This window comes from Arthrobacter sp. Leaf337 (genome assembly GCF_001423745.1).
Lineage (GTDB): Bacteria > Actinomycetota > Actinomycetes > Actinomycetales > Micrococcaceae > Arthrobacter.
This window is the reverse complement of sequence record NZ_LMPC01000012.1, coordinates 129,005-152,223: the sequence shown is the minus strand read 5'-3', so window position 1 is coordinate 152,223 and position 23,219 is coordinate 129,005. Positions and strand designations below refer to the sequence as shown.

The 23,219-nt window shown below is 67.7% G+C and carries 21 protein-coding genes; 10 read left to right on the top strand and 11 right to left on the bottom strand.

What is annotated here, in order from left to right; translation table 11 throughout:
- Positions 1 to 10: 10 nt before the first annotated feature.
- Genes ASF98_RS09825 through ASF98_RS09815 form a run of 3 tightly spaced genes read left to right on the top strand, consistent with a single transcriptional unit; the run spans position 11 to position 4,523 of the window.
- Positions 11 to 1,465, top strand: coding sequence for a gamma-aminobutyraldehyde dehydrogenase (locus tag ASF98_RS09825; protein WP_055800897.1), 1,455 nt, complete (start codon positions 11 to 13; stop codon positions 1,463 to 1,465).
- Between the two features lie 28 nt (positions 1,466 to 1,493).
- Complete coding sequence (locus tag ASF98_RS09820) at positions 1,494 to 3,251, top strand: amidohydrolase (protein WP_055800895.1); 1,758 nt, start codon at positions 1,494 to 1,496, stop codon at positions 3,249 to 3,251.
- 9 nt (positions 3,252 to 3,260) lie between these two features.
- On the top strand, positions 3,261 to 4,523 hold the full coding sequence (locus tag ASF98_RS09815) for a M20 family metallo-hydrolase (protein WP_055800892.1): 1,263 nt from the start codon (positions 3,261 to 3,263) through the stop codon (positions 4,521 to 4,523).
- A gap of 75 nt (positions 4,524 to 4,598) precedes the next feature.
- Here ASF98_RS09815 and ASF98_RS09810 read toward each other — a convergent pair whose 3' ends face one another.
- Positions 4,599 to 5,315, bottom strand: coding sequence for a hypothetical protein (locus tag ASF98_RS09810; RefSeq protein WP_055800889.1), 717 nt, complete (start codon positions 5,313 to 5,315; stop codon positions 4,599 to 4,601).
- 95 nt (positions 5,316 to 5,410) lie between these two features.
- On the opposite strand from ASF98_RS09810, the gene ASF98_RS09805 reads away from it, so the two are divergent.
- The gene (locus ASF98_RS09805) at positions 5,411 to 6,007 is read left to right on the top strand and encodes a YdeI/OmpD-associated family protein (RefSeq protein WP_055800886.1); all 597 of its coding nucleotides are present in this window, start codon (positions 5,411 to 5,413) and stop codon (positions 6,005 to 6,007) included.
- A 45-nt stretch (positions 6,008 to 6,052) separates the two neighbouring features.
- Here the strand turns inward: ASF98_RS09805 and ASF98_RS09800 are convergent, their stop codons facing one another.
- The 4 genes from ASF98_RS09800 to ASF98_RS09785 all read right to left on the bottom strand — a co-directional run bounded on the left by ASF98_RS09800 (position 6,053) and on the right by ASF98_RS09785 (position 11,236).
- Complete coding sequence (locus ASF98_RS09800) at positions 6,053 to 7,243, bottom strand: ABC transporter ATP-binding protein (protein ID WP_235505760.1); 1,191 nt, start codon at positions 7,241 to 7,243, stop codon at positions 6,053 to 6,055.
- Positions 7,240 to 8,832: an ABC transporter permease gene (locus tag ASF98_RS09795; RefSeq protein ID WP_055800884.1), complete on the bottom strand. Its 1,593-nt coding sequence runs from the start codon at positions 8,830 to 8,832 to the stop codon at positions 7,240 to 7,242. Before ASF98_RS09795 ends, ASF98_RS09800 begins: the two co-directional genes overlap by 4 nt.
- A gap of 4 nt (positions 8,833 to 8,836) precedes the next feature.
- Positions 8,837 to 9,892, bottom strand: coding sequence for an iron ABC transporter substrate-binding protein (locus ASF98_RS09790; RefSeq protein WP_055800881.1), 1,056 nt, complete (start codon positions 9,890 to 9,892; stop codon positions 8,837 to 8,839).
- Between the two features lie 165 nt (positions 9,893 to 10,057).
- Positions 10,058 to 11,236 (bottom strand): glycoside hydrolase family 76 protein, encoded by a 1,179-nt coding sequence (locus ASF98_RS09785; protein ID WP_055800879.1) that lies wholly within the window; start codon positions 11,234 to 11,236, stop codon positions 10,058 to 10,060.
- Positions 11,237 to 11,417: 181 nt separating this feature from the next.
- Between ASF98_RS09785 and ASF98_RS09780 the strand changes: the two genes are divergently transcribed.
- Together ASF98_RS09780 and ASF98_RS09775 are read left to right on the top strand one after the other, a co-directional pair.
- Positions 11,418 to 12,239, top strand: a complete 822-nt coding sequence (locus ASF98_RS09780; RefSeq protein WP_055800876.1) for an SDR family NAD(P)-dependent oxidoreductase — start codon at positions 11,418 to 11,420, stop codon at positions 12,237 to 12,239.
- A complete protein-coding gene (locus ASF98_RS09775; protein WP_055800874.1) occupies positions 12,239 to 13,471 on the top strand; it encodes an acyl-CoA dehydrogenase family protein in 1,233 nt (410 codons plus the stop codon). Before ASF98_RS09780 ends, ASF98_RS09775 begins: the two co-directional genes overlap by 1 nt.
- A 62-nt stretch (positions 13,472 to 13,533) precedes the next feature.
- Here the strand turns inward: ASF98_RS09775 and ASF98_RS09770 are convergent, their stop codons facing one another.
- The 4 genes from ASF98_RS09770 to ASF98_RS09755 all read right to left on the bottom strand — a co-directional run bounded on the left by ASF98_RS09770 (position 13,534) and on the right by ASF98_RS09755 (position 16,729).
- Positions 13,534 to 14,358, bottom strand: a complete 825-nt coding sequence (locus ASF98_RS09770; protein ID WP_055800871.1) for a DUF1684 domain-containing protein — start codon at positions 14,356 to 14,358, stop codon at positions 13,534 to 13,536.
- A gap of 36 nt (positions 14,359 to 14,394) precedes the next feature.
- Positions 14,395 to 15,006 (bottom strand): TetR/AcrR family transcriptional regulator, encoded by a 612-nt coding sequence (locus tag ASF98_RS09765; RefSeq protein WP_055800868.1) that lies wholly within the window; start codon positions 15,004 to 15,006, stop codon positions 14,395 to 14,397.
- A gap of 116 nt (positions 15,007 to 15,122) precedes the next feature.
- A complete protein-coding gene (locus tag ASF98_RS09760; RefSeq protein WP_055800865.1) occupies positions 15,123 to 15,716 on the bottom strand; it encodes a TetR family transcriptional regulator in 594 nt (197 codons plus the stop codon).
- Positions 15,713 to 16,729 (bottom strand): aldo/keto reductase, encoded by a 1,017-nt coding sequence (locus ASF98_RS09755; protein WP_082506784.1) that lies wholly within the window; start codon positions 16,727 to 16,729, stop codon positions 15,713 to 15,715. The genes ASF98_RS09760 and ASF98_RS09755 overlap by 4 nt, the downstream gene beginning before the upstream one ends.
- 171 nt (positions 16,730 to 16,900) lie before the next feature.
- On the opposite strand from ASF98_RS09755, the gene ASF98_RS09750 reads away from it, so the two are divergent.
- From ASF98_RS09750 to ASF98_RS09735, 4 genes are all read left to right on the top strand, one after another.
- A complete protein-coding gene (locus ASF98_RS09750; RefSeq protein ID WP_055800862.1) occupies positions 16,901 to 17,581 on the top strand; it encodes an NADPH-dependent F420 reductase in 681 nt (226 codons plus the stop codon).
- A 13-nt stretch (positions 17,582 to 17,594) separates the two neighbouring features.
- Entirely contained in the window at positions 17,595 to 17,960 is a 366-nt protein-coding gene (locus ASF98_RS09745) for a hypothetical protein (RefSeq protein WP_055800859.1), read from the top strand.
- Positions 17,961 to 18,075: 115 nt separating this feature from the next.
- Positions 18,076 to 20,940 carry a phosphoenolpyruvate carboxylase gene (ppc, locus tag ASF98_RS09740; protein WP_055800857.1) on the top strand — a complete coding sequence of 955 codons (2,865 nt, stop codon included), beginning with the start codon at positions 18,076 to 18,078 and terminating at the stop codon, positions 20,938 to 20,940.
- Between the two features lie 111 nt (positions 20,941 to 21,051).
- A complete protein-coding gene (locus ASF98_RS09735) occupies positions 21,052 to 21,357 on the top strand; it encodes a hypothetical protein (protein WP_055800854.1) in 306 nt (101 codons plus the stop codon).
- 13 nt (positions 21,358 to 21,370) lie between these two features.
- On the opposite strand, the gene ASF98_RS09730 is transcribed toward ASF98_RS09735, so the two are convergent.
- Together ASF98_RS09730 and ASF98_RS09725 are read right to left on the bottom strand one after the other, a co-directional pair.
- On the bottom strand, positions 21,371 to 22,030 hold the full coding sequence (locus ASF98_RS09730; protein ID WP_235505759.1) for a DedA family protein: 660 nt from the start codon (positions 22,028 to 22,030) through the stop codon (positions 21,371 to 21,373).
- Between the two features lie 54 nt (positions 22,031 to 22,084).
- Positions 22,085 to 23,047 (bottom strand): RluA family pseudouridine synthase, encoded by a 963-nt coding sequence (locus ASF98_RS09725; protein WP_055800848.1) that lies wholly within the window; start codon positions 23,045 to 23,047, stop codon positions 22,085 to 22,087.
- Positions 23,048 to 23,219: the final 172 nt, after the last annotated feature.

Here is a 23,219-nt window from a genome sequence, read left to right as displayed (position 1 = left end):
GGAGCGTTCCATGATCACGCTGAACAACATCATCAACGGAGAGATCCCCAACGGAGGCGCTGACGGCGGGACCGTCCACGGGACCGGGACAACCGGCCCGGCTCAGGCCACGCTGCCTTTCTTCGACCCCGCCACCGGCGTGCAGCTCGGCACCGCCCCGGACAGCGATGCCGCCACCGTTGACCGCGCCTTCCAGGCCGCCCGCACCGCCTTCAAGAGCTACAAGCGGACCACCCCGGCCGAGCGCCAGGCCATGATGCTCAAGCTCGCGGACCTCATCGAGGCCAACGTGGACCGGATCCTCGAGGCGGAAGTTGCCTGCACCGGCAAGCCGAAGGCTGTCACCCGGGAGATCGAGATCCTGCGTGGCGCGGACCAGCTGCGCTTCTTCGCCGGCGCCTGCCGGGTGGTCTCCGGCACCGCCCAGACCGAGTACGTCACCGGGTTCTCCTCGACCGTCCGCCGCGAGCCGCTCGGCGTGGTCGCCCAGATCACCCCGTGGAACTACCCGTTCATGATGGCCATCTGGAAGATCGGACCGGCCCTCGCCGCCGGCAACACCCTGGTCCTCAAGCCGGCGGACACCACCCCCTGGTCCACCGTCATCCTGGGCGAGCTGGCCCAGCAGGCCTATCCTGCCGGCGTCGTCAACATCGTCTGCGGCGGCCGCGGCACCGGGGCCGCGATGGTGGATCACGAGATTCCCGAAATGGTGTCCATCACCGGCTCCACCCGCGCGGGAGCCCAGGTCATGTCCGCTGCGTCGGCAACGCTCAAGGATGTTCACCTGGAACTCGGCGGCAAGGCGCCGGCCATCGTTTTTGCCGACGTCGACATTGAACTGACCGCCAAGGAGATCGCGCTGGGCGCTTTCTTCAACGCCGGACAGGACTGCACCGCAGTGACCCGCGTCCTGGTGGAGGAATCCGTCCACGCCGAATTCGGTGCAGCGCTCGCCGCTGCCGCGTCTGCGCTGACCGTGGGCGGCGACGCAGCCGACCTCGGCCCGCTGAACAGCGCCGCCCAGCTGGACCGCGTGGAGGGCTTCATGTCCAGGCTGCCGGCGAACGCCAAGGTCCTGGCCGGCGGCAAGCGGACCGGGGCGGGCTTCCACTTCGAACCCACCGTGATCGACGGCGTTTTCCAGAGCGACGAGGTGGTGTGCGACGAGATCTTTGGTCCCGTGGTCACGGTGCAGCCCTTCCGCTCCGAGGAGGAAGCGCTGGAACTGGCCAACGGCACCAAGTACGCGCTGGCCTCCAGTGTCTGGTCCAACAACCACGGCGTGGTCACGAGGGTGTCCAACGAACTGGACTTCGGCGCCGTGTGGATCAACTGCCACCAGGTGATCCCGGCAGAGGCCCCGCACGGCGGCTTCAAGCACTCAGGAACAGGCAAGGACCTGTCCGTTTTCGGGCTTGAGGACTACACCCGCATCAAGTCCGTCACCACCTCCCACCGCTAACCCGCCCGTTCCAAACGCTAGGAACCCCATGAAACTCGATCTGCTGCTGCGCAACGCGGACATCATCACCATGGATGACCGCCGCCCGCACGCCACGTCGCTGGGAATCTGGCAGGGCCGCATCGCCGGCCTCGATGACGAGCTGGACGGACTGGACGCGGCCGAGGTCCTGGACCTTGGGGGTGCCACGGTGACCCCCGGATTCATCGACGCGCACTGCCACACGACGTGGTTCGGGCTGGGCCTGGGCGAAGTGGACGTCTCCGGCGCCCGCGGCCTGGACCAGCTGTACGCCCTGCTTGAGGCGGACATGGCCGTCGGCGCGTCCGGCTGGCTCATGGCCACCGGGTTCAGCCAGACGCAGCACGGCGGCGGGTTCCCGGACATTGCCGTGCTGGACCGGATCACTGGAAACCGGCCGCTGTTCATCCGGCACAACTCCGGCCATATGGCCGTGGTGAACACGGCCGCGCTGCGGCTGGCAGGCGCCGAATCGGCGTCGTTCCCGGATCCCGACGGCGGCGTGATAGTCCGCGACGCCCACGGCCGGCCCACGGGCCTGGTCCAGGAGACGGCGCAGCGGCTGATCCAGGAGTTGATCCTGCCGTATTCCCTCGAAGCCATCGAGGATGCACTGGACCGTGCCACACAGCACTACGCCTCGGAAGGCATCACCAGTTTCACCGAAGCGGGGATCGGCGGCGGCTGGATCGGCCACAGCCCGGTGGAACTGGCCGCCTACCAGCGCGCCGCGGCCCACGGCAGGCTCCACGCCCGGGCCCAGCTCATGCCGGTCCTTGACGTTCTCCATCCGCTGGACGGACACGGGACTCTTGGAGCTGTAGCCGCCGGGCCGGGGCCGGCAGCCGCCGGAGCTGTCGGCCTTGACCTGGGCATGGCCAGCGGCTTCGGGAATGACTACCTTTCCCTCGGCCCGGCCAAGGTGTTCCTGGACGGCTCGCTGCTGGGTGAAACCGCGGCCGTCAGCGAGGACTACTGCAGCCACGGCCACACGGACAACAGCGGCAACACCGGGTATTTCCAGGCCGACCCGGAGGCGCTGCGGAACAGGATTGAGGCGGCCTACGCGGCGGGCTGGTCCATCGCCGCGCACGCCATCGGAGACCGGGCCGTGGACCTGGCGATCAGCATCATCACGGACTGCGCCGGCAAATACGGGCCGCGCGCCCTGCCCAACCGGATCGAGCACGCTTCCGTCACCAGGCCGGACCAGGTGCAGCGGCTCGCGGACGCAGGAATCGCGGTGACCCCGCAGGCCAGCTTCTTCGCGGAGGGCGGCGACGGCATGACCGCCTCGCTGGGACCGGAACGGCTGGGCTGGGCCTACCGCGCGGCGTCGTTCACGGACGCCGGCGTGACCCTCGCCGGCAGCTCGGACCGTCCCGTCGCGGACGGCAACGTGCTCCGCGGAATGCAGGCCTTCGTGGACCGCCGCACATCCTCAGGGGCCGTTTTCGGCAACCCGGACGAGCGACTGAGCCCCCGTCAGGCACTGGCGGCATACACCACCGGAGCCGCCGCGGCCACCGGCCTGTCGCACCTCAAAGGCACCCTGAGGGCCGGCAAGCTGGCTGACTTCACGGTCCTGAACGGCTCGCCACTCACCGCCCCGGACATCGCGGCCCTCCAAGTCCTGGCCACCGCAGTCGGCGGCTCCTTCACCTACGGGCGAGGCCGCTTCCCGGGCGTGGACCGCGTCGGCGAGTCAGCCCGCAACACCTCCGCCGGCAGTACCTTCATCCGTCCAGCCACCAACCGTTCATAGGGGAACTCCGTGACCACAACAACAATCCTCAGCGCCCGTGACACCGCTTTCGTCCGGGACTTCTACACCATGAGCGAATTCGGAGCCACCCCGAACGGCGGCGTGGACCGGCAGGCCGGCTCCGTCCCGGACGGCCAGCAGCGGCAGTGGCTCACGGGCCTGCTGGAGGCCAGGGGTTTCACGGTGAAGTTCGACCACGCCGGCAACCAGTGGGGCCTCTACGAAGCGGTGGCGGGCGCCCCCTACGTAGTGGTGGGCTCGCACATGGACTCGCAGCCCACCGCCGGACGCTACGACGGCGCCTACGGGGTGTTGGCGGCAGCCCACGCCGCCTTCCGCCTCGTGGAGAAGTGGAACGCTTCCGGCCCTGACGGCCAGCCCCGCTTCAACATTGCGGTGGTCAACTGGTTCAACGAGGAGGGCTCGCGGTTCAAGCCCTCCATGATGGGTTCCTCGGTGTACACCGGGAAGCTGGAGCTGGAGACGGCGCTGGCCACCACCGATGCCGCCGGTATCTCGGTCCGCGATGCTCTGGACGCCATCGGCTGCCGCGGGGAGTATGAGGGACCGCAGGCCGCCTACTGCGCCGAAATCCACATCGAGCAGGGCCGGAGCATGGAGCGGGAAGGCGTTACCATCGGCCTGGTCCACTCCAACTGGGCCGCCAACAAGTACGAATTCGTGGTGAACGGCGAGCAGGCCCACACCGGCTCCACCGTGATCGCGGACAGGAAGGACGCCCTGCTGGGTGCCTCCATGATGGTGGTGGCCGCCCGGGAGCTGGCCGACCGCTTCCCCGGCGTGCTGCACACCTCCGTGGGACAGCTGACCGTCTACCCCAACTCGCCGGTGGTGGTGCCGTCCCGCGTGAACCTGCTGCTGGACCTGCGCAGCGCCGACGAAGCAGTACTGGCTGAGGCCGATGCCCTGCTTCACCAGCGGATCGCCGAGATCGAGCAGCTGGCGAACGTCACCGTGGAACGCGGCCATTCCCACTCCTGGCCGGTCACCCCGTACCAGCCCGAAGGCGTGGAACTGGCAGCGAAGGCGGCCGCCGACCTCGGCCTGGCGAACAAGCCTGTGATGACCCTGGCCGGGCATGATTCCACCAACATGAAGGACATCGTCCCCACCGTCATGCTCTTCGTGCCCAGCGTGGACGGCATTTCACACAACGAACACGAATACACCACCGACGAGGACATCGTGGCCGGCCTCACCATGCTCACCGAGGTGGTCGCCCGTCTCTGCGACGGCGCCCTGGAGGACTGAGCCCGGCGGCGCCGGCGCCGGGGGACGTCGGCGGACCGCCGCTGGCACGGTAGCCAGTACCGCCGCCAGCGCCGGTCAGTGCCGCGAAGAAACCCAGAGCGCCGGGACGTCCCGGCCTGCCGCGTCGGGGCTGGCCACATGCAGGGTGCGCCCGAACGCCTCTTCCGTCATGGTCACGTTGATGCCCGCTGCGGCCAGCCGGTCCCGCAGGGCCGTGAGCTCGCCCGTGTACTCAAAGCCCAGCCCGGGCCGGGCGGCGCCGTCCACGGGGCGCACCATCAGCACGCCGCCGTTCTTGGCGGTGAAATCAGCGGTTTCGTCGTCATCCGGCACCGGCCGGAGCCGGGCGCCCATGTTTCGCAGGGTCTGTGCCGCGGCAGCGGCGTCCGGAGTGAACCAGACTTCGACGACGGCGAGTCCCGGATCGGCGTCCGCGCACTGGGCGCCGTGGGCGGCTTTGTCCGCGAAGAAGCTGAAACCGTCCTCGCCGGTGATCCGGCAGGAGGCCCCGTGGTCCGCGTCGACCAGCTCGGCCGGTGTGGTCCCGTCCTCCACGGAGGCCAGGTTGGTCCGCCGGGCGAATTCGGCGAGGTTGCCCACTTCGACGCCGAACGCCGTCGTGCCGTCTTCGGCGGAACCGGCTTCGGCGGAATGCAGCGCCAGGCGGCCCGAACCGGCGTCGTACTCCTTCCAGGGACCGTCATCAACGGTCTTCACCATTCCCAGCTCCGTGAGGAGCTGCTCCCACTGGTCCGGGCGGGAGGTGAAATGGACGGGTCGGACACGCAGCATGGGACACTCCTGGGCTCGCTTTGCGATGACGTTGACGGCGACACTGCCATGATGCCACGCCTTGATTAAGGAATGCCGGGTAGCAGAATGGTGCCATGGCCATCGAACTTGAAGAACTGCTGGTGAAGGACGCCGCCGAATGGCGCAGCTGGCTGGAACAGCATCACACCACCAGCCCGGGCGTCTGGCTGGTGTTGCACAAGAAGGGCGGCAACACCACCGAGCTGGACTACGAGGCCGCGCTGCAGGAGGCGCTGTGCTTCGGGTGGATCGACGGCCAGGGCAGAAGGCGCGACGACGACAGCTCCTTCCAGCGGATGACGCGCCGCGGCCCCAAAAGCGTATGGTCGGCCCGGAACGTTGACCGCATCGAAAAGCTCGAGGCAGCCGGCAGGATGACCGCGGCCGGCCGGGCCGCCGTCGAAGCCGCCAAAGCGGACGGACGCTGGGAGGTGGCCTATTCCGGGGCGGCCTCCGCCGAAGTGCCGGCGGACCTGGCGGCCGCCATCGCCGCCGAACCGCGGGCACAGGCCATGTTCGACGTGCTGACGTCGGTGAACCGCTTCGCCCTGGTTTACCGCACCAACTCGGTCAAGCAGGCGGCCACCAGGCAACGCAAGATCGCAGGATTCGTCGAGATGCTGGCACGCGGCGAAACCCCGTACCCGCAGAAGAAGCGCCCCGCGGGGTAATGTGCAACCTCCCGCGGGTGCGGGCGCCCCGCGGAGTAGCAAGCGTCAGGCGCTGGCGTCCTCGTCCACGGGGAAGGCCACGGCCTCGCCCACCACGCGCAGGCAGAGCTCCATGCCCGGCCGCGCGATGGAGGCGTTCCAGTGCCGGATGGTGATCACTTCCCCGCCGCCCGGGAACCGGTGGTCCGGGACGGCGCCGGCGGCCAGCTCCGGCGGCACGGCCAGTTTCAGGCGCACGGTTGTTTCCGGGCCGAAATAGTCCGTATCAACCACCACGCCGCGGATGGGGCCGTCCTCCGCGATGCGGATCTGCTCGGGCCGCAGCATGAGCTGCACGCGTCCCTGGGCCGGGGGCCTGCGCACCGGGATGCCGCCCAACGAACACGTGGCCAGCGAACCCTCCATCCAGGCGTCCAGGATGACAGCGTCGCCCAGGAACTCCGCCGTTGCCCGGTCCGCGGGGCGGGTGTAGACCACGAACGGGTTGCCGATCTGGGCCAGCCTGCCACCGCGCATCACGGCAACCTGGTCCGCGAACGAGAGCGCCTCGGCCTGGTCGTGCGTGACAAGGATGGTGGTCACGCCGGCTTCGCTGAGGACCTTGGCCACCGCGCGGCGGGTGGCCACACGGAGGCCCGCGTCCAGCGCGGAGAAGGGCTCGTCCAGCAGCATCAGCTCCGGTTCGCGGGCCAGGGCCCGGGCCAGTGCCACCCGCTGCTGCTGACCGCCGGAGAGCTGGTGCGGTCGGCGCTTGGCCATGGACGGATCGAGGGAGACCATCTCCAGGAGCTCGCCCACCCGGGCCGCGACCTCGCGCCGCCCGCCGGAAAGGTGGCTGGCACTGAGGCCGAAGGAGACATTCTGGCCCACCGTGAGGTGCGGGAACAGGGCGCCGTCCTGGGCGACGTAGCCGACATGGCGCTTGTGCGCCGGCACCCAGAAGCCCTCGCCGGCCACCTTGGCGCCGTTGAGCGAAATGCTGCCGGTATCGGGATGCTCGAAGCCGGCGATCAGGCGCAGCAAGGTCGTCTTGCCGGAGCCGGAGGGGCCGACGATCGCAGTGGTTCCGCCCTTGGCCACGGACAGGTTGACGCCCTTGAGGACCGCCTGTGAACCGAAGTTCTTGGTGACGGACTCGATCTCCAGGTGGCTGTTGGTGCTGGGCGCCACGGACGCGGCGATCCGCGGTTCCGGAAGCCTGGAGGGGGCATCGCGGGAAGTGTAGGAATCGGTCACTGTCCGGCCACTTTCTTGGACTGCTGGAAGAGGAGGTAGGTCATGGGGGCGGAGATGAGGATCATCAACAGCGCATACGGTGCCGCGCCGGCGTAGTCGATCTCGCTGCTCTTGCTCCAGAATTCGGTGGCAAGGGTGCGGGTGCCGTTGGGGGAGAGCAGCAGGGTGGCGGTGAGTTCGTTGACGATGGCAAGGAACACGAGTGCAGCGCCGCCCGCCGCTGCGGGCGCCGTGAGCCGCAGCGTGACGCGGATGAAGGAGACCAGCGGCGGTTTGCCCAGCGCCTGGGCGGCTTCGTCGAGTTCCTTGGGCGCCTGGGCCAGCCCGGCCCGGATGTTCACCAGTGCGCGCGGCAGGAAGAGCAGCACATAGGCCGCGATCAGCAGCACCGTGGTCTGGTAGAAGCCCGGGGCAACCCTGATGCTGACGGTCACGAAGGCCAGGCCCACCACGATGCCCGGCATGGAACTGGTGATGTAGTTGGACAGTTCCAGTGCCTTGCTGAACCAGCTCGGGTGCCGGACAGCAAGGTAGGCCATGGGGAATGCCACCACGGTGGTGGCCGCTGCACCGGTCAGGCCGTAGCCCATGGTCTGCAGCAGGGCGGGAAGGAATTCGTCGGCCACCCAGATGTCCGCCCCGCCCGCGACGATCCAGCGCAGCACGAACATCAGCGGAAGGCCGAACGCCAAGGCGGTTAGGGCGGTCAGGAAGAGCTGGGACGGAACCTGGTAGGCGTGCAGCGGCAGGCGCAGCGCCCTGGCCTGCGCACCGGACCCCACCCGGGCGTAGCGTGCGGTGCCGCGGCTTCGCACCTCAACCAGGAGCAGGATCAGGCAGAAGAACACGAGCACGCTGGCCAGCATGTTCCCGGCGGTGCCGTTGAACGTGGACTGGTACTGCACCATGATCGCGGTGGTGAAGGTGTCGAAGCGGATCATCGCGAACGCGCCGTATTCGGCCAGCAGGTGCAGCGAGACCAGCAGCGCCCCGCCGGTCATGGCGATGCGGAGCTGGGGGAGGACCACCCGGAAGAAGGTGCGCCACGCGCCCAGGCCCAGCGATGCGGCGGACTGTTCGATGGCCGGGTCCAGGCGGCTCAGTGTCGCGGCGGCCGGGATGTAGACCAGGGGGAAGTAGGACAGCGTGGCGATCAGCACACCGGACCAGAGACCGCCCATTGAGGGCACCGCGGAGACCCAGGCGTAGCTGTTGACGAAGGCCGGGATGGCCAGCGGCGCGGCGAGCAGGACGGCCCACCATTTGTGCCCGCGCAGTGTGGTCCGTTCCACCAGCCAGGCGCCGCCCACGCCCAGGACCACGCAGAGCGGCACGGTGATGGCCATCAGCAGCACGGTGTTGAGGAGAAGCTCACCGACGCGCTCACGGAAGATCAGCGCGACGGCGGTGTCCCACCCCGTGGCGGCCGTCATCACGATGACGTACCCCAGCGGGATCAGGGAAAACAGGGCAATGAGGACGGCGATGACGGATACTGCGGAAACGCCGAAAGGCGGGCGGGGGCGCTTGCCCCTACCCGCCGTCGTCGTGCTTCCGGAAGTGTCCGGTGCCGCTAGGTCAGTTGGCACTGATTTACAGGAGTCCTGCCTTGGTCATCAGCTCGGTAACCTTTTCGGAATTGAGCTTGGCCGGGTCAACGGTGGGCGCCTGCAGTTCGGTCAGCGGAACCAGCTTGTCGTTGGCCGGGACATCGGAGGCGATGGCGTACTCGAAGGAGGTGCCCTTCTGCAGGACCTCCTGGCCCTTCTTGCCGGTGATGAACTTCAGGAAGGCCTGCGCCGCCGCTGCGTTCTTGGACGAGTTCAGCACGCCGCCGCCGGACACGGAGACGAACGCGCCCGGGTCCTGGTTCTTGAAGTAGTACGGCGTGACGTTCTTGGAGTTCTCGCCGGTCTTGGCCTGGTCGCCGTAGTAGTAGTAGTGGTAGATCAGGGCAGCGTCGACTTCGCCGGCGTTGACAGCCTTCATTGCCGTGCTGTTGCCCTTGTAGGCCTTGAAGTTTTCCTTCATGCCCTTGAGCCATTCCTCGGCCGCGGCTTCGCCCTTGAGCTCAAGCAGCGCGGAAACGATGGCCTGGAAGTCGGCGCCGGACGGTGAAGCGGCCCACTTGCCCTTCCACTCCGGCTTGGCCAGGTCCAGCATGGACTTGGGCAGCTGGGCCTCGCTCAGCTTGGCCTTGTCGTAGACCAGCACGGTGGAGCGGGCTGCGATGCCGGTCCACTTGTTGGTGGAGGGGCGGAAAGCGGCGGGCACCTGGTCAACGGTGGCCTTGTCCACGTCCGCGAAGAGTCCGGCGTTCTCAACCTGCGCCATTGCGGGCGAGTTTTCCGTCAGGAACACGTCGGCCGGGGAGGCTGCGCCTTCCTGGATGATCTGGTTGGACATTTCGGTGTCCGAGCCCTGGCGGAGCGTAACCTTGACGCCGGTTTCTGCGGTGAAAGCGTCGATCCATTCCTTGGTGAGGCTTTCGTGCTGGGCGTTGTAGACGGTGATTTCGCCGGCGGCCTTGCCGTCCGCTGCCGCCGTGCTGGCGGCGGGGGTGGAGCTTCCGGAGCCGCAGGCGGCCAGGCCGAGGGCTGCGGTGGCGGCGAGTGCGATTCCTGCCAGCGCGTTGGTGCGGATCTTCATTGGGGGCTTCTTTCTGGAAAAAAGTCTTGGTGGACCGGAGTCCGCGTGAGGGGGAAGTTAGGGCATGCTCACTGCCAAAAACTGTAGGTTAGCCAAACCTAAGAGACCAAGTCGAAGCGGGCTTAAGTGATCAGGATCACATCAATTACGGAACTTTTACGTGACTTAATTCTGGATGGCCCACACTGCGGCGGCGGCCTCCAGTACCATCCAGGCCTGGAGCTGGGTGGAAAGTTCGACGGCGGCACCGGCCGGATACGAGCCGCTCGCCGGCGTCTCGGGATATACCGGGAACACGAGGTGCGCACCGTGCCGCGCCAGCGGCTCGTCGGTTCCCACGGTGCGGCGCCCCTCCCAGAGTGCCTGCGCGGTTTCGATGACCAGAGCTGCCGCGACGGCCCTCGTCCGGTCGGAGAGCCGTCCGTCCACTGCCGCCAGCGCAAGGTACCGCGCCAGGATCCCGGTGAACAGGCCGCCGTCGCCCGTTCCGTCACAGCGGAGCACAGCGGCAGTCTTGCCGGAAGCCAGGATGGCGGGGCGCGTCAGGTTGCGCGACACGGCGTCCACCAGGCTGGCCGCCCGGTCAAGGTTCGGCTGGCCGCCGAGCTCCAATAGCGCACCCAGGACGGGCCCCTGGTTGTAGGTGTAGATGGCGGCTTCCAGCACTACCTTGCCGTCGGGGCCGATCCGCAGGCCGTCCTGGTACATGCCCTGGGCGGGGTCGAACAGCTTGGTGTGGAGCCAGTCCACCAAGGCCTGCGCCTTGGCCGTATTCCCGGTGCGGGCATAGTAGAGCGCTACCGGCGCCGTGGCAGGTGTGTTCTTGAAGTCCCGTTTGGTGCTCCAGAAGGTGCCGCCGCCCAGGTCGTCCGTGGACGCGGAATCGAACTGCAGCGTGAGGCTTTTCCGGATCCGGGCGTGGCGGCGGGCGCCCGGCTTCCGCGTCTGCTCGGCCAGGTTCGCCAGCCGGAGGGTGGATAGTGCGAGCCAGGCCATGTCGTCGTAGTAGTTGTTGACCACGGTCAGGAAGTTGCGCAGCCGGATGCCGGTGACCAGCTGCGAGGCCAGCCGTCCGGCGCTGGGCCGGCTCCCGCCGTCGAACCTTGCGCCTTTCGCCAGCTCCCGGCGGCCGGCGTCCACCAGGCAGTCCACGTAGTGGGCCTGCCACCAGTAGTGCCAGGGGCGCCTCAGGTTCATCAGCCTGCCGGACGGCCGTTCAATGGCCGCGATATGCGTTCCGGGGAGGAAGAACAGCCGTTGCCCGAACATCCTGGTGACGGACCGGGCGGCCTCGTCGGCGCGGACAGGCCAGTCCGCGGGGGTGGCGGCGTCCGGGGAGATCATGGTGCCAGCCTAGCCCGGAGTCCGGACAGGGCGCAGCCGGGACGGCCGCACGGTGTGCGTCCGGGGTGCCGGGCGGGTGTTCGTCCGGGGAGCCGGGCGGGTGTGCGGTTTGCTCCTATTCCAGTTAACATTCATTAACTAGCGTTACGCCGGGGTTCCGGTTCCACATCAAGGAGGATGCATGGACATCAAAGGTACTGTCGCGCTCATTACGGGCGGGGCCTCCGGGCTGGGCGCCGCGACGGCACGGCGTCTGTTCGACGCCGGGGCCTCCGTGGTGCTGGTGGACCTGCCGTCCTCGCGGGGCGAGGAGTTCGCGGCCGAGCTGAACGGCCTCGGCGGCGCCGGAACCGAGGCCGGTGCGTCGGGTGGTGCCGGGGCCGCTGCCTTTGTTCCTGCCGACGTAACCAGCGAGGGCCAGGTGCAGGCCGCCGTCGACGCCGCCGTCGCCCTGGGGCCGCTGCGCATAGTGGTGAACTGCGCGGGCATCGCCACGCCGGGGAAAGTCCTGGGCCGCGACGGCGTGCTGCCGCTGGAGACCTTCAACCGCGTCATCCAGATCAACCTGGTGGGCACCTTCAACGTGATCCGCCTGGCGGCCGCTGCCATGGCCGCCACCGAGCCCGTCTCGACCGAACTCGGCGGCCCGGAGCGCGGCGTCATCATCAACACCGCATCCGTGGCCGCGTTCGACGGCCAGATCGGCCAGCCCGCCTACGCCGCCTCCAAGGGGGCGGTGGCGGCAATGACCCTGCCGATCGCCCGCGAACTGGCCCGTTCCCTGATCCGCGTGGTCACCATCGCGCCGGGCATCTTCGAGACGCCCATGATGGCCGGACTGCCGCAGGAGGCCCAGGATTCGCTGGGACAGCAGGTCCCGCACCCCTCACGGCTCGGCCGCCCCGCCGAATACGCCAGCCTGGCCGCGCACATCGTGGACAACGCCATGCTCAACGGCGAGACCATCCGCCTCGACGGCGCCATCCGGATGGGGCCGAAGTGATGCCGGCGGCAAATCCGGGGATACCGGACCCGGCTGCGAACGCTGTGGATTCTCTGCCTACTGCTGATTTCTTCGGGTTCGAATCGCTGCTCAGCGAACGCGAACGGCTAAAACTGCAGGAGCTGCGGGAATTCCTGGCGGCCGAGATCGCGCCGTTCGCCACGGAATGGTGGAACAACGCCGAATTCCCTGCCCATATCCTGCCCAAGCTGGCGGCCCTGGAACTGAGCGCACCGGCCCAGCGCGGCTACAGCCACCTGTTCGCGGGCCTGGTGATCGCCGAGATCACCCGGGTGGACACGTCCATCGCCACATTCTTCCTGGTGCACCATGACCTCTTCGTGGAGTCGCTGTACGGATTCGGCTCCGACGAGCAGAAGTCCCGCCTGCTCGACGACGCCGCCAACCTCCGCACCACCGGCGCCTTCGCACTGACCGAGCCGGAGCACGGCTCCGACGTGGCCGGCGGAATGGAAACACGGGCGCGCCGCGTGTCCGGCTCGACGGGAGCTGCCGACGGCGGCGACGTCTGGGTCCTCAACGGGGCCAAACGCTGGATCGGCAACGGGACGTTCTGCGACTACATGCTCGTCTGGGCGCGGGACGAGGCCGACGGCGCCATCCGGGGATTTATCGTGGACGCGACGCTGCCCGGGGTGGGCCGAAGCCGGATCGAGAACAAGATTGCCCTGCGCACGGTGCAGAACGCGGACATTGTCTTCCGGGATGTGCGGGTGGCGGAGGCAGACCGCTTCGCCGGCATCGGAAGCTTCGAGGACACCAACGAACTGCTCCGGGGGTCCCGGATCATGGTGGCGTGGCAGGCGGTGGGCCAGCAGCTGGCGGCGTTCGACGTTGCCCGGCAGCACGCCGTCGAACGCCAGCAGTTCGGGCGTCCGCTGGCCAAATTCCAGCTGATCCAGCAGCAGCTGGTGACCATGTTGGGCAATGCCGTGGCCAGCATGGGCATGATGGTCCGGATCGCGCAGCTGCAGCAGGAGGGCAAGGCGGACATGGCCCAGGTGGCGCTGGCGAAGTCGTACACGAGTGCCCGGATGCGCGAAACCGTGGCCATGGGGAGGTCCATCCTGGGCGGCAACGGGATTGTGTCGGACTTCCGGATGGCCAAGATCTTCGCCGACGCCGAGGCCATTTACACCTATGAGGGGTCGTTCGAGATCAACACGCTGATCGTGGGCCGCGCCGTAACCGGAGTATCCGCGATCGTCTGAGCCTGGAGCGCGAACGGACACTTGAGGCCCCTCACCGTGGGGGCTTAAGTGTCCGTTCGCGCTCAGTCGGCGATCATCGGGTCCTTCTCGCCGGCTTCGATCCGGTAGTCCAGGCTGTTGTTCTTCACCGGCATGGGGCAGGTTCCGTAGGGCGTGAAGGCGCTCGGGTAGTTGATGGCGCGGTTGAAGTCGAGGACCACTGATCCGTCCGGCCTCGGCTTCGCAGTGGACACCTTGCGCCAGTCGTCCGTTGAATCGCCGTTGGTCTCATCGTGGAACGTGACGGTCAGGGCGCCGAGCTTTTCTTCTTCGGCCTGCAGGTGGAACTCGTGGTCCTTGCCGGGCAGCCGGAACACCAGTTCGCCCACGGTCCGGTGCACGCCGTCCACCAGCGGATTCGCTGTGCCGATCGGGACGTCCACGGGCTCCGGATAGGCGCGGAAACTTGCTTCGATCACCAGGTCGGGGCGGTACTCAAAGGTGGGCACGCCGTCGAACTCGGTAAACACCGGCGACTTCGAATCCCTGGTGCGGATGGCGTACTTGTCCGCCCGCATGGCCAGTTCCACCACCACCTGCTTGCCGTCGTGGCCGCCGAACTGAACCCACATCAGCGACTCCTCGTCCGCCAGTACGGCGGAAATGGTGCCGTCCACCGGCTGCCCGGAGTCCACCAGCGTCAGCCCGTCCGCCGACCCCGCGGTGAGGAACGCCGTCGTGCCGTCCGTTGACCAGAGTCCCGGGGCGAGGTCGACGGCGGCGGGCTGGCTTTCCAGCCACTGGAACGACGTGAGCGTCAACCAGCCGTAGTCACCGGCCAATGCTTTGTTGCGGTTGGCGCGGAACCGGTTCCAGCGTTCCACGATGGCATCAGGGGCAGTGTTCATTGTTCCTCCAAAGCTGGCGCGGCCGTCGCGGCAACCTTACTCCGCGGTGCCCAAGCTTGCAGCGATCAGCCGGGAGGCAGCATCCCTGGCTGTCTCGGCGGCCTCCGGGTCACCGTCGAGCACACCGCTGGCCAGGCCGCCGTCGAGGATCAGCGACAGGCTCCGTGCCAGCCGGTCCGGACGCGCGGCGCCCGCCTCGGCAGCGAGCCCCTGCATCCACGCCAGCACGGCCCTCTTATGCGCAACCGTGCGTTCGTGAACGGGGGTTCCCGATGCCGACTCGGCCGCTGCGTTGATGAAAGCGCAGCCCCGGTAGCCGTCACGGCGGCAGGCTGAGGTGAGGGCATCGAACAGCCCAACGAGCTGTGCCGCCGGGTCCGGCCCTGCGGCCTCCGCGGCAGCGTGGAGCTGGCCGGTCCAGATGGCGTCGACCCTGTCCAGGTAGGCCAGGATCAATTCGTCCTTCGCCGGAAAGTACTTGTAGAACGTGGCCTTGGAGATCCCGGACTCGGCGATGATGGTGTCAATGCCGGCGGCGCGCAGGCCGTGCGCGTAGAACAACCTGAAGGCGGTTGCCAGGATCTTCTCCCTGGCGGGGCCGGCGGAAGTTCGGACAGCCTGCGGTGCGGAGGCTGCTCGCGTCGTCATACGTCAATGGTACACAGACAAGTCTGTCTCAGGCGGGGCCCGCGCGGCTGGTAGGCCAACCCGCCCGGGGCCTGGGGCGGGCGCCCGCGCAGGTCAGGCCTCCCCGCCCGCGCAGGTCAGGGGCGGGTGCCCAGACCGTGCACCAGCAGCTTCCACACTTCCGTCAGATCGTCATGGATCGCCGGATCCGCCCACTCCGCGGCGTGCAGCGGGTGGTGAAACCGGGCAGTTGCGTACAGGACGGTGCGGCCGGCAGTGACCGCGTCCGTCCGGGCGAACTCGCCGTTTTCGATGCCGTCCGCGATGATTTCGGTCAGCTGTGCGGCGAGGTGGTTCACGTGGGCGGCCACCACTTCCCTCGCCTCAGCGGTCAGTTGGCTGAAGGTCCCGAACAGCTCGGGGTCTTCCAATGCCATGCCTTGTTTGATGGCCGCGAGCCGCTGAAGCCAGCGAAGGAGGCGCTCGGACGCCGGGCCGGCGGTGTCCAGCGAGGGATCCAGGGGTTCGATGATCCGGTCAAGCCACCTCCTTGCCACCGCGTCCCGGAGCGCAACTTTCGTGGGGAAGTGCCGGTAGACGCTGCCGTGGCTCACGCGAAGGACCTTGGCAACGTCCACCACTGTGGCCTTGGCCAGGCCGAAGCGGCGAAGGACGTCCTCGGCGGCGTCCAGGATGCGCTCTTCCGTCAGTACGACGGCGGCAGGGCTCACTTCCGCTCGCTGTCGAGCATGGCCATCTGGCCCGCGTCGTAGCGTGTACCGGCGGCGGCGTCAGCCGGAACGGCCGCTTCAATGTCGGCGAGATCCTGGCTGGAGAGGGTCAGCGAGGCGGCTCCGAGGGACTCGGCCAGCCGGTCGCGTCGGCGGGCGCCCACCAGGGGGACGATGTCCTCACCGCGCGACAGCACCCAGGCGATGGCCACCTGGGCCACGGTGGCGTCCTTGCTGTCGGCAATGAGGCGCAGCCGCTCGACGAGCTCGAGGTTGCGCTGCAGGTTTTCGCCGGAGAACCGGGGGAGATGGGCGCGGAAGTCCCGGCGGTCGCCCTCGGCCTGGGCGGGCCAGTGGCCAGAGACGAGGCCGCGGGACAGGACACCGTAGGCGGTGATTCCGACTCCCAGTTCACGGGCTGCGGGCAGGATCTCTTTTTCGAGGCCGCGGGAAATCAGCGAGTATTCGATCTGCAGGTCTGAGACCGGGTGCACGGCGTGCGCCCGGCGCAGCGTTTCAGCCCCCACCTCCGATAGCCCGATGTGGCGGATGAGGCCCTGTTTCACGAGCTCGGCCAGCGCGCCCATGGTTTCTTCGACGGGGACGGCGGGATCGAGGCGGGCCGGCCGGTAGATGTCGACGTAGTCGGTGCCGAGGCGGCGCAGGGAGTAGGCGAGGAAGTTCTTGATGGCTGCCGGCCGGGTGTCGACGCCGTTCCATCCCCCGCGCGCGTCCCGCAGGACGCCGAACTTGACGCTGATCTGCACGTCTTCGCGGCGCCGGCCGCGGATGGCGTCGCGCAGCAGGAGCTCGTTGTGCCCCATGCCGTAAAAGTCGCCCGTGTCCAGCAGGGTGACGCCTGCGTCGAGGGCAGCCTGAATTGTGGCGACGCTCTCCGCGTCGTCCGCGGGTCCATAGAGGTCGGACATGCCCATGAGGCCCAGCCCGATGGGCGCCGTGGCGGGTCCGGCGGAGCCGAGGGTGCGGCGGAAAGCTTGCATGGAAGTGGTCATAAAGCGAGCTTACAAGAATCAGATGACAGATTTCAATAATTGTCAGTCGTTACCACTTTGCCTTCAGCCGATCCCTTGCGGTGCTCGGGTCGGCCTGATACCGTCAAGCCCACGGGTAGACGAACCTGTCTACCCCAAGAACCTAACCAACGCCCAGAGGATGAGAACGCCATGCAAATTGCTGTACTAGGAACCGGGACCGTTGGCCGGACCATGGCCGGAGCGCTGGCAAGTCTCGGCCATGAAATCGTCATCGGAACCCGCGACCCGAAGGCGACCCTTGCCCGCACGGAGCCGGACGCCATGGGTGCGGCTCCCTTCGGCACGTGGCTCCAGGAGCACCCTCACGTCCACCTGGCCGCGTACGCCGATGTGGCTGCAGGCGCGGAGCTGGTAATCAACGCAACTGAAGGTGCAAGCTCCGTCGCTGCGCTCTCTGCCGCGGGTGCGGAAAATCTTGCCGGCAAGATTCTCTTGGACATCTCGAATCCCCTTGATTTCTCCCATGGCATGCCGCCGACGCTCAACCCGGTCAACACGGACAGCCTGGGGGAGCAGATCCAGCGGAAGTTCCCCGAAGCCAAAGTGGTCAAGACCCTCAACACGATGAACGCGAGCCTGATGGTTGATCCCGGCCGCGCGGCGGGCGGCGACCACTCCGTGTTCGTCTCGGGCAACGATGCGGACGCCAAGCATGAAGTGGTCACGCTCCTCAAGAGCCTTGGGCACCAGGACGTGATTGACCTGGGCGACATCACCACGGCACGCGGCACCGAGATGCTCCTGCCAGTCTGGATCCGGCTCTGGGGCGCGCTGGGGACCGCAAACTTCAATTTCAAGATCGCACGCTGAGCCGGGGCGAGGCATGGACGCGCTGCTCACCGTGGTGGCCTGCCTCGCGCTGATTGCCGGGTTCACCGTGGCGGGGATGTCCGTCTTGAAGCGTCGCGGAAACGCCAAGGGGGCAACGGGATCGCTGGGAAGCGTCCTGGGCATCTTTGACGCCACGGGCGCCCCCACCCGCACGGAATCTGCTGCCGCCAGGGAAGAGCTGAAACAGCGGCGGCACGAGTCCACGCAGTCCGGGAAGGGCCCCGACCACAACGAGGCCTACACCGGGAAAATCACCATCAGGGCTGTACGGCCGCCCGCGGCGGCGCCTGATGAACCCGCGGCGGCGCCAAATAAAGCAGGGGCCGCCGCGGACGTCAAGGGCACGAACACTATCTGAGACAAATTCCCACGCCGCAACAGTGCCGGGTAACATCCCATAGGAACACGTAACCCGGCTCACAGTATCCAGCGCAGTGTACGAGCCAAGTCCGAACCCTCGAAAGATAGTTTCCATGGCTGACACTGCAGTAAATCCAGGCTCCCATCTCGCAGCAGGCGCTGACCCGGCGGGCCCCGATGCCAGCAGCGATCTTGCGTCCGAACTCCGGGCGGATGTCCGTCGCGTCTCCACCCTGCTGGGCGAATCGCTGGTCCGCCAGCACGGGCCCGAGCTCCTCGACCTCGTGGAGCAGGTCCGCCTCCTGACCAAGGAATCCAAGGAAGCCGCCCGCGGCGGCGCGGATGCCACCGGCCCTTGGAGCTCGCACGACGTCGTCGCCCAGGTCCGAGAACTTCTCGGCTCCCTGCCGATTGACCAGGCCACCGACCTGGTCCGCGCTTTTGCGTTCTACTTCCACCTGGCCAACGCCGCCGAACAGGTCCACCGGGTCCGTGGACTGCGGACCCGGCAGGAAAAGGACGGCTGGCTGGCCAAGGCCGTGGAGGAGATTTCCGGCCAGGCCGGACCGGCAGTGCTCCAGGAAGTGGTCAATGAACTGGATGTCCGTCCCATCTTCACGGCCCACCCCACCGAGGCGTCCCGCCGCTCCGTGCTGGACAAGATCCGCCGGCTTTCCGACGTCCTGGCAGTTTCCACCGAGGAAGGCACTTCGGCCCGCCGCCGCCAGGACCGTCAGCTCGCCGAAGTGATCGATCAGATGTGGCAGACGGACGAGCTCCGCCAGGTCCGGCCCACCCCGGTGGATGAGGCCCGCAACGCCATCTACTACCTCAACAGCATCCTCACCGACGCCATGCCGGAGATGCTCTCGGACCTCTCCGAGCTGCTGGCCGAACACGGAGTTACTCTGCCGTCGCAGAAGGCGCCCCTCCGCTTCGGCTCCTGGATTGGCGGCGACCGCGACGGCAACCCCAACGTCACCGCCGCCGTCACCCGCGAGATCCTCCAGATCCAGAACCAGCACGCTGTCCGCATCAGCATCGCCATGATCGACGAGCTCATCGCCATCCTGTCCAACTCCACGGCACTGGCCGGGGCGGACCAGGAACTGCTCGACTCGATCGACACTGACCTCAAGAACCTGCCGGGCCTGGACCGCCGGGTGCTGGAACTCAACGCCCAGGAGCCCTACCGGCTCAAGCTCACCTGCATCAAGGCCAAGCTGCTCAACACGGCCAAGCGCGTCGCGGCCGGCTCCTCACACGAGCCGGGCCGGGACTACACCTCAACCGCGGGCGTCCTCGCCGAGCTTGGACTGCTGGAGGAATCGCTCCGCAACCACCACGCCGGACTGGCTGCCGACGGTGCCCTCGCACGGGTGCGCCGCGCCATCGCCTCCTTCGGGCTGCACCTCGCCACCCTGGACATCCGCGAGCACGCCGACCACCACCATGACGCCGTCGGACAGCTCATGGACCGCCTTGGCGGCCCAGGTGTGCGGTACTCCGAACTCAGCCGCGCCGAGCGCCTGGAAGTGCTGGGGGCGGAACTGGGCTCCCGCCGTCCGCTGTCCGGCCACCCGATTAAGCTCGACGGCGTCGCTGACGGCACGTACGACGTCTTCCGTGAGATCCGCCGCGCCCTGAAGACCTACGGCCCGGACGTCATCGAGACGTACATCATTTCGATGACCCGCGGGGCCGACGACGTCCTGGCCGCTGCGGTGCTGGCCCGCGAAGCAGGACTGGTCAGCCTCTTTGGTGAGGCGCCGTACGCCAAGATCGGGTTCGCGCCGCTGCTGGAAACGGTGGAGGAGCTGCGGGCTTCGGCGGAGATCGTGGACCAGCTGCTGTCCGATCCGTCCTACCGGGAACTCGTCCGGCTGCGCGGCGACGTGCAGGAAATCATGCTTGGCTACTCGGACTCGAACAAGGAATCCGGCGTGATGACCAGCCAGTGGGAGATCCACAAGACCCAGCGGAAGCTGCGCGACGTCGCGGCCAAGCACGGCGTCCGGGTGCGCCTCTTCCACGGCCGCGGCGGTTCCGTGGGCCGTGGCGGCGGGCCCACCTACGACGCGATCATGGCCCAGCCGAACGGTGTCCTCGAAGGTGAAATCAAGTTCACCGAGCAGGGCGAAGTCATCTCGGACAAGTACTCGCTGCCCGAGCTGTCACGCGAAAACCTGGAGCTTTCGCTCGCTGCCGTGATGCAGGGTTCCGCACTGCACCGCACCCCGCGCACCTCCGAGGACCAGCGCGAGCGCTACGGCCACGTCATGGAGACCATCTCCGATGCCGCCTTCGCCCGGTACCGCTCGCTCATTGACGATCCGGATCTGCCGGCCTACTTCATGGCCTCCACCCCGGTGGAACAGCTCGGCTCCCTGAACATCGGCTCGCGTCCGTCCAAGCGGCCGGACTCGGGCGCAGGACTGGGCGGGCTGCGCGCCATCCCGTGGGTCTTCGGCTGGACCCAGTCGCGGCAGATTGTGCCGGGCTGGTTCGGCGTCGGTTCCGGTCTGAAGGCCGCCCGCGAAGCCGGCAACACGGATCAGCTTGTGGAAATGATGGAGCGCTGGCACTTCTTCCGCTCAGTGCTGTCCAACGTGGAAATGACACTGGCCAAGACGGACATGGACATTGCCGGCTACTACGTTTCCACGCTGGTCCCGAAAGAGCTGCACCACCTGTTCCGGGCCATCCGGGACGAATACGAACTCACCGTCACGGAGATCCAGAACCTCACCGGCGAGCACGTGCTCCTCGACGCTCAGCCAACCCTTAAACGCTCCCTGGAGATCCGCGACCAGTACCTGGATCCCATCAGCTACCTTCAGGTGGAACTGATGCGCCGCATCCGGGCCGAAGGTTCCGAGGGCGAAAGCATGTCCGGGGCCGAGATCGATGAGCGCCTCCAGCGGGCCATGCTCATCACCGTCAACGGAGTAGCGGCAGGCCTCCGCAACACGGGATAGTCCCACGCGTCCGATGCCCGGGACGGTTAGCGCGAACGGGCAGATAAGGCCCTGCGGACGAGGATCTGCGGGCGTTATCTGCCCGTTCGCGCTGACGCTAGGGTGGATTCCATGCCTTCGTTCCAGACAAGACTTAAGATCACCGGGCTGAAGCCTGGCAACGCTCCCGAGGCCGTGATGGCCGCCGCCGTCGAAGCCCTCGGAACAAGGCACCACGTGGAGTCCAACCAGTTGCAGATCGCCGGCGGAGTGCCGGAACTGAACCTCCGCTTCCTGGTGGAGGCAACCGAGTACACCGGGGAGAACAACCAGGCGCGGGAGTCGGCAGCGATGATGCGCGACGCCGTCGAACGCGTTGCGGTGACCGGTGCACTTCTTGTGCTCCGCCGCAGCCGCGGCCGTTGGGCTCCCGTCTGACCTGGTTTCCCGTTTAGCCCGAAGGCGCTGCGTCTGGGCTTGGGTCGTCGGCCGGCTCGTCCACCGGGGACCGGCTGCCGCGGCGGCGGGTGACAATCATGCCCACCACCGCGCCGATCACCAGTCCGACGGCGACGCCGATCAGCGAGCTCGCCCAGAACGGCAGCTTGGTGGCGGAGCCCGTGAAGTAGCCGAGCCCCGTGAGCCAGGTGCCCCAGAGAACTCCGCCCACGGCGGCGCAGAAGCTGAACGCGCGGGTGGTGACGTCGGCGATGCCGGCAGCGGCCGACGTCGCCAGCCGGCCGCCCGGAATGAACCGCACGCCGATGATGGCCCCGTACGTGGTGGACCGGCCCGCCTTGGCGATGGCCGCGTGGATGCCGCGGTGGAATTTACGGCCCCACCGCCACCGGTCCAGGACATGGCTCAGGCGGCGCTTGAACAGCTGGAACACCACAACGTCGCCGATCCACGACGCCAGTGCGGCAAGGAATCCCACCAGCAGAAAGTTGGCGCGGCCCTCGGCGGACAACGCTCCGCCCGTGATCACCACCATTTCGGAGGGCACCGGCGGGAAAATGGCGTCGCCAAGGACGATGGGGATGATCCAGAAATAGATCGCGGCGCCCCAGGTGTCAGCGTTGGCGAGGTCCATGGGCACAAGGTACCTCATTTTGCGCCTCGGGCGGGCCAGTGATGTCTTACTTACGCCAGTCTCAGGCCGGGGCTACGCAGGAGCTTCGCTGAGCTGGAGCCTGCTGCGGTACTCCACCGGCTGCTGGGTGATGGGGTCCACAAAACGGATCCCGCGGGCCAGGAGCTGGAGCGGCCGGGTGTAGTCGTCCGGCGCCTTGTCCAGCAGTTCGGGGTAGAAGGCATCGTTCACGATCCCCAGCCCGAGGGACGCCATGTGCACCCTGAGCTGATGGGTCTTTCCCGAGTGCGGCTCAAGCCGGTACAGCGCCCGCCGTTCCGGGGCACCTGCTGGAGTCGGGGCCCCTGCTGGACTGCCGGCGTCGTACGTTTTCATCACGTCGATGCGGGTTTCCGCATTGGGTTCGCCGTCGATGACTTCGGCGAGGAGATAGCTGCGGGACTTGGTCATGCGGTTCCGCACCACCACGGGGAACTCGACGGCGGGATGTCCCGCTGCCGGTTCCGCGGCGGACACGCACTCGTACTCCTTCTGGACCTGGCGCTTCTCGAACAGCACCTGGTACCTGCCGCGGGTCTCCGGGTTGGTGGAGAGCAGGAGGATGCCGGCCGTCATCCGGTCCAGGCGGTGCATGGGGATCAGGTCCGGGAGGTTCAGCTGGTTCCGGAGCCGCACCAGGGCCGACTCCTGGATGTAGGTGCCGCCCGGGGTGGTGGGCAGGAAGTGGGGCTTGTCCACCACCAGGATGTGATCGTCCTGGTGCAGGATGCTGAGCTCAACCGGCAGCCGCGTCTCCGGCGGGAGGGTGCGGTAGTACCAGATGAAAGTGTGGTCCTCGAGCCTGGTGCGCCTGTCCAGGGGGATGCCGCCTTCGCCCACAATCTCGCCGGCATCGAACCGGTCCTCGATGCCCTGCGGGTCGATGTGGCCCCAGCGGTGCATCATGTAGTCCATTGCGGTATCCCACGGCCCCTCGTCCGGGAGGCGCAGGCGGGTCGCGTTCACGCCGTCGCGCACGGGGAGGGGGGATTGCATCACCGGTCCATTCTACCGGGGTGGCGCCGGGTGCCCCCCGGCCCGGCCTCTGCCGCCGGCTCGGCCCCACGCCGCTCTGCCCCCGCGCGCCTCGGCCCCACGCCGCTCTGCCCCCGCGCCGAATTCGCCGGAACCATGCCCGGATCGCTGGAAACTTCCGGCGACCCCGCAC

Bases quoted from the DNA above. Each gene is read 5' to 3' on its own strand.
- ASF98_RS09825 (WP_055800897.1), top strand. From the start codon at position 11: ATGATCACGCTGAACAACATCATCAACGGAGAGATCCCCAACGGAGGC.
- ASF98_RS09820 (WP_055800895.1), top strand. From the start codon at position 1,494: ATGAAACTCGATCTGCTGCTGCGCAACGCGGACATCATCACCATGGAT.
- ASF98_RS09810 (WP_055800889.1), bottom strand. From the start codon at position 5,315: ATGCTGCGTGTCCGACCCGTCCATTTCACCTCCCGCCCGGACCAGTGG.
- ASF98_RS09805 (WP_055800886.1), top strand. From the start codon at position 5,411: ATGGCCATCGAACTTGAAGAACTGCTGGTGAAGGACGCCGCCGAATGG.
- ASF98_RS09790 (WP_055800881.1), bottom strand. From the start codon at position 9,892: ATGAAGATCCGCACCAACGCGCTGGCAGGAATCGCACTCGCCGCCACC.
- ASF98_RS09785 (WP_055800879.1), bottom strand. From the start codon at position 11,236: ATGATCTCCCCGGACGCCGCCACCCCCGCGGACTGGCCTGTCCGCGCC.
- ASF98_RS09780 (WP_055800876.1), top strand. From the start codon at position 11,418: ATGGACATCAAAGGTACTGTCGCGCTCATTACGGGCGGGGCCTCCGGG.
- ASF98_RS09775 (WP_055800874.1), top strand. From the start codon at position 12,239: ATGCCGGCGGCAAATCCGGGGATACCGGACCCGGCTGCGAACGCTGTG.
- ASF98_RS09770 (WP_055800871.1), bottom strand. From the start codon at position 14,358: ATGAACACTGCCCCTGATGCCATCGTGGAACGCTGGAACCGGTTCCGC.
- ASF98_RS09765 (WP_055800868.1), bottom strand. From the start codon at position 15,006: ATGACGACGCGAGCAGCCTCCGCACCGCAGGCTGTCCGAACTTCCGCC.
- ASF98_RS09755 (WP_082506784.1), bottom strand. From the start codon at position 16,729: ATGACCACTTCCATGCAAGCTTTCCGCCGCACCCTCGGCTCCGCCGGA.
- ASF98_RS09750 (WP_055800862.1), top strand. From the start codon at position 16,901: ATGCAAATTGCTGTACTAGGAACCGGGACCGTTGGCCGGACCATGGCC.
- ASF98_RS09745 (WP_055800859.1), top strand. From the start codon at position 17,595: ATGGACGCGCTGCTCACCGTGGTGGCCTGCCTCGCGCTGATTGCCGGG.
- ppc (WP_055800857.1), top strand. From the start codon at position 18,076: ATGGCTGACACTGCAGTAAATCCAGGCTCCCATCTCGCAGCAGGCGCT.
- ASF98_RS09735 (WP_055800854.1), top strand. From the start codon at position 21,052: ATGCCTTCGTTCCAGACAAGACTTAAGATCACCGGGCTGAAGCCTGGC.
- ASF98_RS09730 (WP_235505759.1), bottom strand. From the start codon at position 22,030: ATGAGGTACCTTGTGCCCATGGACCTCGCCAACGCTGACACCTGGGGC.
- ASF98_RS09725 (WP_055800848.1), bottom strand. From the start codon at position 23,047: ATGCAATCCCCCCTCCCCGTGCGCGACGGCGTGAACGCGACCCGCCTG.